The 6,218-nt window shown below is 58.7% G+C and carries 6 protein-coding genes and 1 pseudogene; 1 reads left to right on the plus strand and 6 read right to left on the minus strand.

Going from position 1 to position 6,218, the window contains the following annotated elements; translation table 11 throughout:
- Positions 1-36 precede the first annotated feature (36 nt).
- From BA066_06190 to BA066_06210, 5 genes and pseudogenes are all read right to left on the minus strand, one after another.
- Positions 37-1,133: pseudogene (locus BA066_06190) on the minus strand (TIGR04053 family radical SAM/SPASM domain-containing protein).
- A 20-nt stretch (positions 1,134-1,153) separates the two neighbouring features.
- Positions 1,154-2,224, minus strand: a complete 1,071-nt coding sequence (locus tag BA066_06195; protein RDD53097.1) for a radical SAM protein — start codon at positions 2,222-2,224, stop codon at positions 1,154-1,156.
- The gene (locus BA066_06200; protein ID RDD53098.1) at positions 2,193-2,747 is read right to left on the minus strand and encodes a hypothetical protein; all 555 of its coding nucleotides are present in this window, start codon (positions 2,745-2,747) and stop codon (positions 2,193-2,195) included. Before BA066_06200 ends, BA066_06195 begins: the two co-directional genes overlap by 32 nt.
- A 60-nt stretch (positions 2,748-2,807) precedes the next feature.
- Positions 2,808-3,275: an Lrp/AsnC family transcriptional regulator gene (locus BA066_06205; protein ID RDD53099.1), complete on the minus strand. Its 468-nt coding sequence runs from the start codon at positions 3,273-3,275 to the stop codon at positions 2,808-2,810.
- 64 nt (positions 3,276-3,339) lie between these two features.
- Entirely contained in the window at positions 3,340-4,284 is a 945-nt protein-coding gene (locus tag BA066_06210) for an NAD-dependent epimerase/dehydratase family protein (protein RDD53100.1), read from the minus strand.
- Between the two features lie 68 nt (positions 4,285-4,352).
- Between BA066_06210 and BA066_06215 the strand changes: the two genes are divergently transcribed.
- A complete protein-coding gene (locus BA066_06215; protein ID RDD53101.1) occupies positions 4,353-5,270 on the plus strand; it encodes an NAD-dependent epimerase/dehydratase family protein in 918 nt (305 codons plus the stop codon).
- 337 nt (positions 5,271-5,607) lie between these two features.
- On the opposite strand, the gene BA066_06220 is transcribed toward BA066_06215, so the two are convergent.
- A partial coding sequence (locus BA066_06220; GenBank protein ID RDD53102.1) for a hypothetical protein occupies positions 5,608-6,218 on the minus strand: 611 nt, incomplete at its 5' end.

Here is a 6,218-nt window from a genome sequence, read left to right on the forward strand (position 1 = left end):
TTGTGGATATATTCCCGCCGGCCGGTGGTGGCTGAGCTAGCCGACCTTCGGCTCGTGGGCGCAGGCAGGATCCTCCTCCAGCACGTCCCCCTTTGAAGCAAGGGCCCTGGCCCTGCTCCCCCCGCAGACATGCCTGTACTCGCAGCGACCGCACCTTCCCTTGAAGTCGGCTGACCTTATCCTCCTGAGGATCTCGCTCTCCCTGTATATCCTCACCAGGCTCTCCTCCCTCACGCTCCCGATCTTCAGGGGGCGAACCCGCTCGGGTAGAAATCTCCGTTTTGCGAGACGAAGATCACGCCGTGGCCGTCCCTGGTCCTCATCCGCCCGACCTCAGCCCGGGATCCGGGAGGTCCCAGCGAATCCATGAGCTCCCTCGCCAGTCTCAGGTAGATCCGTCCCAGGCCGTGGCGCTCCGCTATCGCACTCGCATCGAGACCCGGCTCCGATTCGGAGCTCCTCAAATGAACCACCCTCCTGAAGAAGGGGGCCTCGACCGTCCTGACCTCCATCCCGTACCTGGAGACCTCGTAGAGGAAGTGGACCACGTCCTCGCACTCCTCTGGCCCCAGCTCCTCGAGCTCAGACCCCCTTCCAACCCTCACCAGGAAGAAGAGCTCCCAAACTTTTATCCCCAGCCCTTTGAGAAGCCCGGCCACCTTAGGGAGGTCGCTCAAGTTCTCCCTGCAGACGAGCGTGTTGACCTGGAGCCTAAGGCCATGGTTAATCAGCATCCTCAGGGCCGAGAGAGTCCTCCTGAAGTGACCTCTCTCGTTCCTTATGAAGTCGTGCGCATCTTCCATGCCATCCAGGCTTATGGAGACGGCCAAATCGTATCTCCTGAACAGCTCCAGGGCCTCATGATCGAGGAGATCCGTGACCGCGGGCGCTATTCCCATCCTCATACCGAGCTCGTGAGCCCTCCTGACTATTTGGGGAAGATCCCTCCTCATCAGGGGATCGCCTCCCGTCAGTATGAGCAGGGGAAGGGGTTCCCCGAAGCTCTTGATGTCCTCCAACAGCCCCAGGGCCTCCTCCTCGTTCAGCTCATCCTCCAGAGGTTCCGGTATCGCCTCAGCCCTGCAGTGCCTGCACTTAAGCTTGCATGCCTTTGTGAGTTCCCAGAAGATCATTATCGGTCTCTCATTGAAGTCTACGCTACCATATCCCTCACTAGGCAAGTGGGATCCTCCCCCAGGACATCACCGGAGTGCAGATAGGCCTTCACCCTCGAGCCCCCGCAGGAGTCCCTCAGGGGGCATCGGGAGCATCGACCCCTGAGGTTCTCGGAAGATCTGAGCCTCACGAAGAGCTCTTTTCTCACCAGATCACTCAGCTCATCCTTCAGTATGTTCCCCAGCCTCAGATCGGGGGTGTAGCTGCTCACCAGGGCGTCCCCGTTGGGCGCGATCGCGATGTAATATCCCTCCCTGGCCAACCTCCTACCGCTCAGCCTCCTCGCGATCTCAGGGAATGCATAGCCCAACTTGAGCATCATGTAAACAGCCGCAGATGGATGCAGGCCCAGATCTATCTCAATGTCCATATCAAGAAGTACGCGAATGAGCTCGTCCATGAGCTTCCTCCACTCTGCATCGCTCAGCGCATCCCCCATCCCGGGATTCGGTATCAGGTCGCAGAGGTAGAGCGTGGTGACTTCGTACCTCGAGATCAGCCCGAGTAGGTAGTCTAAATGCTTCACCGTTCTCCTAGAGGCTATGGTCTTCAGGGTGAGTCCTACGGAGCCCTTAAGCATGCGTAAGGACTCTATCACCTTTCCATGACTCCCCTTAACCCGAGTTATCGCATCATGGAGCTCCTCTGGTCCGTAAAGCGGTATAGCAACATTTTTCACCAGATCCGGTAGTCTCTCAGCTACCGATCGATCGATTAGCGTCCCGTTGGTGCTTAGGATCACCCCGAATCCCCTGGCCCTGAGATCCTCCAGCATCCGGAGGACCTCCCTCCTGACCAGGGGCTCCCCGCCTGAGACGAATATGAGGGGTCTCCCCGCCTTCTCCAGCTTGTCCATGATCCTGAGGGAGTCCTCAACGCTCAATTCATCCGAAGACCTTCCCCTCTCATAGCAGTGGAGGCACCTCAGGTTGCATCCGTAGGTGAGGAGCCATACTATGGAGCCGATCCCGCTGAGCGACCTAGCCCTGTCAGCGAGCACCTCGACCTCCGAGGGCTCACCCCTGAGCAGCTGCCTCAGGTGCACCACCCCAGACCCCCCTCAGCCTGGGCATGAGGAGCCTCGGGACTATGTAGGAGGCTATCGCGTTGGATACCAGAGACGTCAGGAATATCGTTGAAACTAAAAACGCTCCGAAGTCGATTAGCTTTCCTAGGAAGAGCGTTATGAAGAAATATTGGTAAAGCCCCGCTAGGAAGCCTGAGGTCACCATCGCCGCCGCTATCATGGGCACGCTGTAGCTCCCGGCGGAGGCCCTCTCATAGACCCTGGCCGGTATGAAGATGAGGTCCAAGGCAAGGCCCCTCACGAGGAAGGTACCGAGCATCAGCAGGAACAGCTGGGATTGGAAGCTGTATATGAGCCCTGAGATCGCTGCTATTGCCGTGGCCGAGAATGGCCTCGCCATAAGCAGGGCTCCCGTAAGGAGGACGATCGAGTAAACTATAGCCCCGTAGCTCAATGTGATCTTGACGAACAGGGATGCTAGGAAGGCCAGGGCTGAAAAAATCGCCAGCAGGCTCAGCTGATAGCTCCAGCCCGTGCGAGCCATGGTGATCTGATGATTCGTCAATCACTTATTATATAAAATTATCGATTCGATAAAAAGAGCTCATATGGGGAGCTCCCAGTTCATGTGGACTATGCCGGTGACCAGCAGCGTTTCGGCCGAGATGACTCCTCTAAGCGATCTGACGCTCTCGCTTATGCGGGAGACGTGATCCATGTCCCTAGCGTGGAATATGGCGACCATGTCATACCTCCCCGTGAGCTTGAAAACGTGCGTGGCCTCTGGCATATCCTTGATCTCATTGAAAACCTCCTCAAGGCTCTCCGGGGAGGTATTGAGCAGTATTATCAATGAGAAGTTGAACCCGACCCTCCTGGGGTCTAAGAGCGTGTAGAACCCCCTTATCACTCCCCTCTCGAGGAGCCTCCTGACCCTGTACTTCACGGTCGCCTCCGGGATCCCCAGCCTCTTAGCTATCTCCGAGTAGGGGATCCTGGCGTTGCCCTGCATCAGCCTGAGTATCTCAAGATCGGTGCCATCCAGCTCGGCCCTCTCTCCCAACCTGGCCACGCGCGGAATGGGAGGGCAAAAGATAAAATTGAGCGCTCCCCCGAGACGCGTGGCGGGGCGGTCCCTATGAGCTTGTAAGGTATCTCGAGCCTTTGTACCACTCCAAGGTCCTCCTGAGTCCCTCCCTGAGGCTCGTTCTGGGCTCCCAGTGCAGCGATGTCTTCGCGGCCTCGTATGAGGCCCTGCTTCTCCTCACATCACCCATCCTCGGGGGCTCGTATATCACCTCCCTGGGGCTCGCCCCCATGAGCTCGCAGAGCAGCTCCAGCAGCTCCCTGATCGAGGTCTCCACCCCCGTCCCTATGTTGAACGCCCCCCTCGCCCCGCAGGTCAGGGCGCTGACGTTGGCCCTGGCCACGTCCTCTACGTAGACGAAGTCCCTGGTCTGGCTCCCATCCCCGAATATCCTCACGGCCTCCCCCCTCATGAGGGCGCTCATGAACCTGTGTATGACCCCGGAGTAGGGTCCTCCCCTCATCCTAGGGCCGTAGACGTTGAAGTACCTCAGGGATATCACACCGATGCCGTAGTCATCCATGTACCTCATCGCGAGCTGTTCCCCCATCAGCTTCGTGAGGCCGTAGAGGTTGGAGGGCCTGGTGGGATGGCTCTCATCTATCGGGATAGCCACGGGTTCACCGTAAACAGCAACGCTTGAGGCGTAAACGAACCTCTCCACATCCAGCCTCCTGGCGATCTCCAGCATGTTCAGGGTTCCCAGCACGTTTGTCTCGACGGCCAGCCTGGGGTTGAGGCGGGCCTCATCCAGGCTCACTATCGCGGCCAGGTGCACGATCCCCTCCAGGTCCCCAGATCCCAGCTCAAGGCCCTCCAGCCTCCTTATGTCCGAGCTTATCACCCTGAGCCTCTCCGAACGTCCCAGGTTCTCCGGGGTCCCGCTGTGGAAGTTGTCCACGACGATGACATCAAGCTCAGGGATCCTGAGCAGCTCCTCGACAGTGTGGCTCCCTATGAATCCCGCTCCCCCCGTCACCACCACGGCAGGCATTTTACCCTCGATGCTGCCGACCTGATGCTAAGGATAAAAGCTGATGCCGCGCTGCACCGGGATGGGGCATGATAGCGGTCACGGGAGGTGCGGGTTTCATAGGGAGCAACATAGTCGTTGAGCTCCTCAGGAGGGGGGAGGAGGTAATTCTCGTGGACGACTTCTCCACGGGATCCAGGGAGGTGGCCAGGAGACTTGAGGAGATGGGAGCCATCCTCCTTGAGGGCAGCTCCTCCAGGGTGGCTGAACTGGATCGCGTCGATGCCGTGCTACACCTTGGCATGCCGTCCTCCAGCCCGATGTACAGGGAGGATCCGGGCCTTGTTGGCTCGGCGCTCGGGGAGTTCATCGTCCTGATGGAGCTCGCCAGGAGGAGGGGGATCAGGCTCATATACGCCTCCACCTCCTCGATCTACAACGGGAACGACCCCCCTCACAGGGAGGACATGCCTGTCATACCGACGGACCTCTACACGGAGGCCAGGTACTTCATGGAGAGAATGGCGGAGGTCTATCATAGCCTTCACGGGGTTAGATCCATAGGACTCAGGCTTTTCAGTGTTTACGGGCCGAATGAGAGGCCGAAGGGGAGGTACGCTAACGTGGTTTCTCAGATGATATGGGCAGGGCTCGAGGGCAGGAGGTTCGTGGTGTTCGGGGACGGGAGTCAGACCAGGGACTTCATACACGTGAGGGACGTTGTCAGGGCCTTCATGGCGGCTCTAGAGAGCGATGCTCATGGGGTGTTCAATGTTGGAACGGGAAGGGAGACAAGCTTCAGGGATCTGGCCTCCATGATATCTGAGAAGCTCCCCCTCAGCCTGGAGTTCGTTGAGAACCCGATAAGGAACTACGTGCTCAGGACGTGCGCGGACACCTCCCTGGCCGAGGAGGTCCTCGGCTTCAGGGCGACCGTGGACCTCAGGCGGGGGATAGAGGAGCTCATAGAGGCATACAGGAGGGAGGAGATCGTTTTCGGTGTTTGAAAAATACTAAGGTTTCATTCTAATCAGATCCCCGTGGATCTTATATCTAGAGCTCCTCCCGATGCAGCTTGAATCGGCTCATGGGATCACCCTCGCTCCTCTCCCCATGGCCCTCCTCCTGAGCCCTCGTCGAACGCGAACAGGGGGTTGTAGTGAGCGCTGTGGCAAGTATAACGTAATCGTTCACCCCCTCGGGCCCTCTCCTCCAGCATCTCCAACGCGCCCATCAGAACCTCGGCGGGCTCGAGCAGGTAGGACTCTGATCCTCAGGAAGCTCGGGGGTACCTGGATCGCCCTCAGCCTGGCGATTAGATCTGAGAGCATCCGTGATGGGCTTTCACTCGCTTAAAACTTCTGGCCCGTCTGGGTTCCGCTCACCCTTAACCTCGGGGATCAACCTCACCGCCGTGACCTTCACGGATATCACGAGCTCCCTCCCCCTGGAGACCCCGAACTCCTCCATCACCTGCTTCGTGACGGAGGAGCGCAGGATCACCCCTCCAGCTCTGAAGCTCACCATGTAAACGGGGGGCCTGTGCTCCAAGTCCTCTACGATCGCTCTGAGGACGTTCCTGGCACTCACCCTGCCCACGTCATCTGGATGGTGCACGTAAACATCCTCTGGCCTTATGAGGACCAGGACCTCACCATCAGCATCGTAAGCGGATTTGATCTCGAGTCCCCCGATCCTGACTGAGGTGAGCGTCCCCTCCCTGCGCGCGAACCCCCTGAGGACGTTCTCCTGACCTAGAACCTCCACCAGCCTCCTATCGCTCGCGTATTCCATTAGGTCCTCCAGCCTCCCGACCCTGAGCAGCTCGCCATCCGACATGACGGCTATCCTGTCGCCCAGGTAACCTGCCTCGATGATGTCGTGAGTGACGTGAATCGCCGTGAAACCTAGATCCCTGTGCAGCCTCTTCATGAACGATTGGAGCTCCTCCCTCA

Source organism: Candidatus Korarchaeota archaeon NZ13-K, assembly GCA_003344655.1.
GTDB lineage: Archaea > Korarchaeota > Korarchaeia > Korarchaeales > Korarchaeaceae > Korarchaeum.

Bases quoted from the DNA above. Each gene is read 5' to 3' on its own strand.
- BA066_06200 (RDD53098.1), bottom strand. From the start codon at position 2,747: ATGGCTCGCACGGGCTGGAGCTATCAGCTGAGCCTGCTGGCGATTTTT.
- BA066_06210 (RDD53100.1), bottom strand. From the start codon at position 4,284: ATGCCTGCCGTGGTGGTGACGGGGGGAGCGGGATTCATAGGGAGCCAC.
- BA066_06215 (RDD53101.1), top strand. From the start codon at position 4,353: ATGATAGCGGTCACGGGAGGTGCGGGTTTCATAGGGAGCAACATAGTC.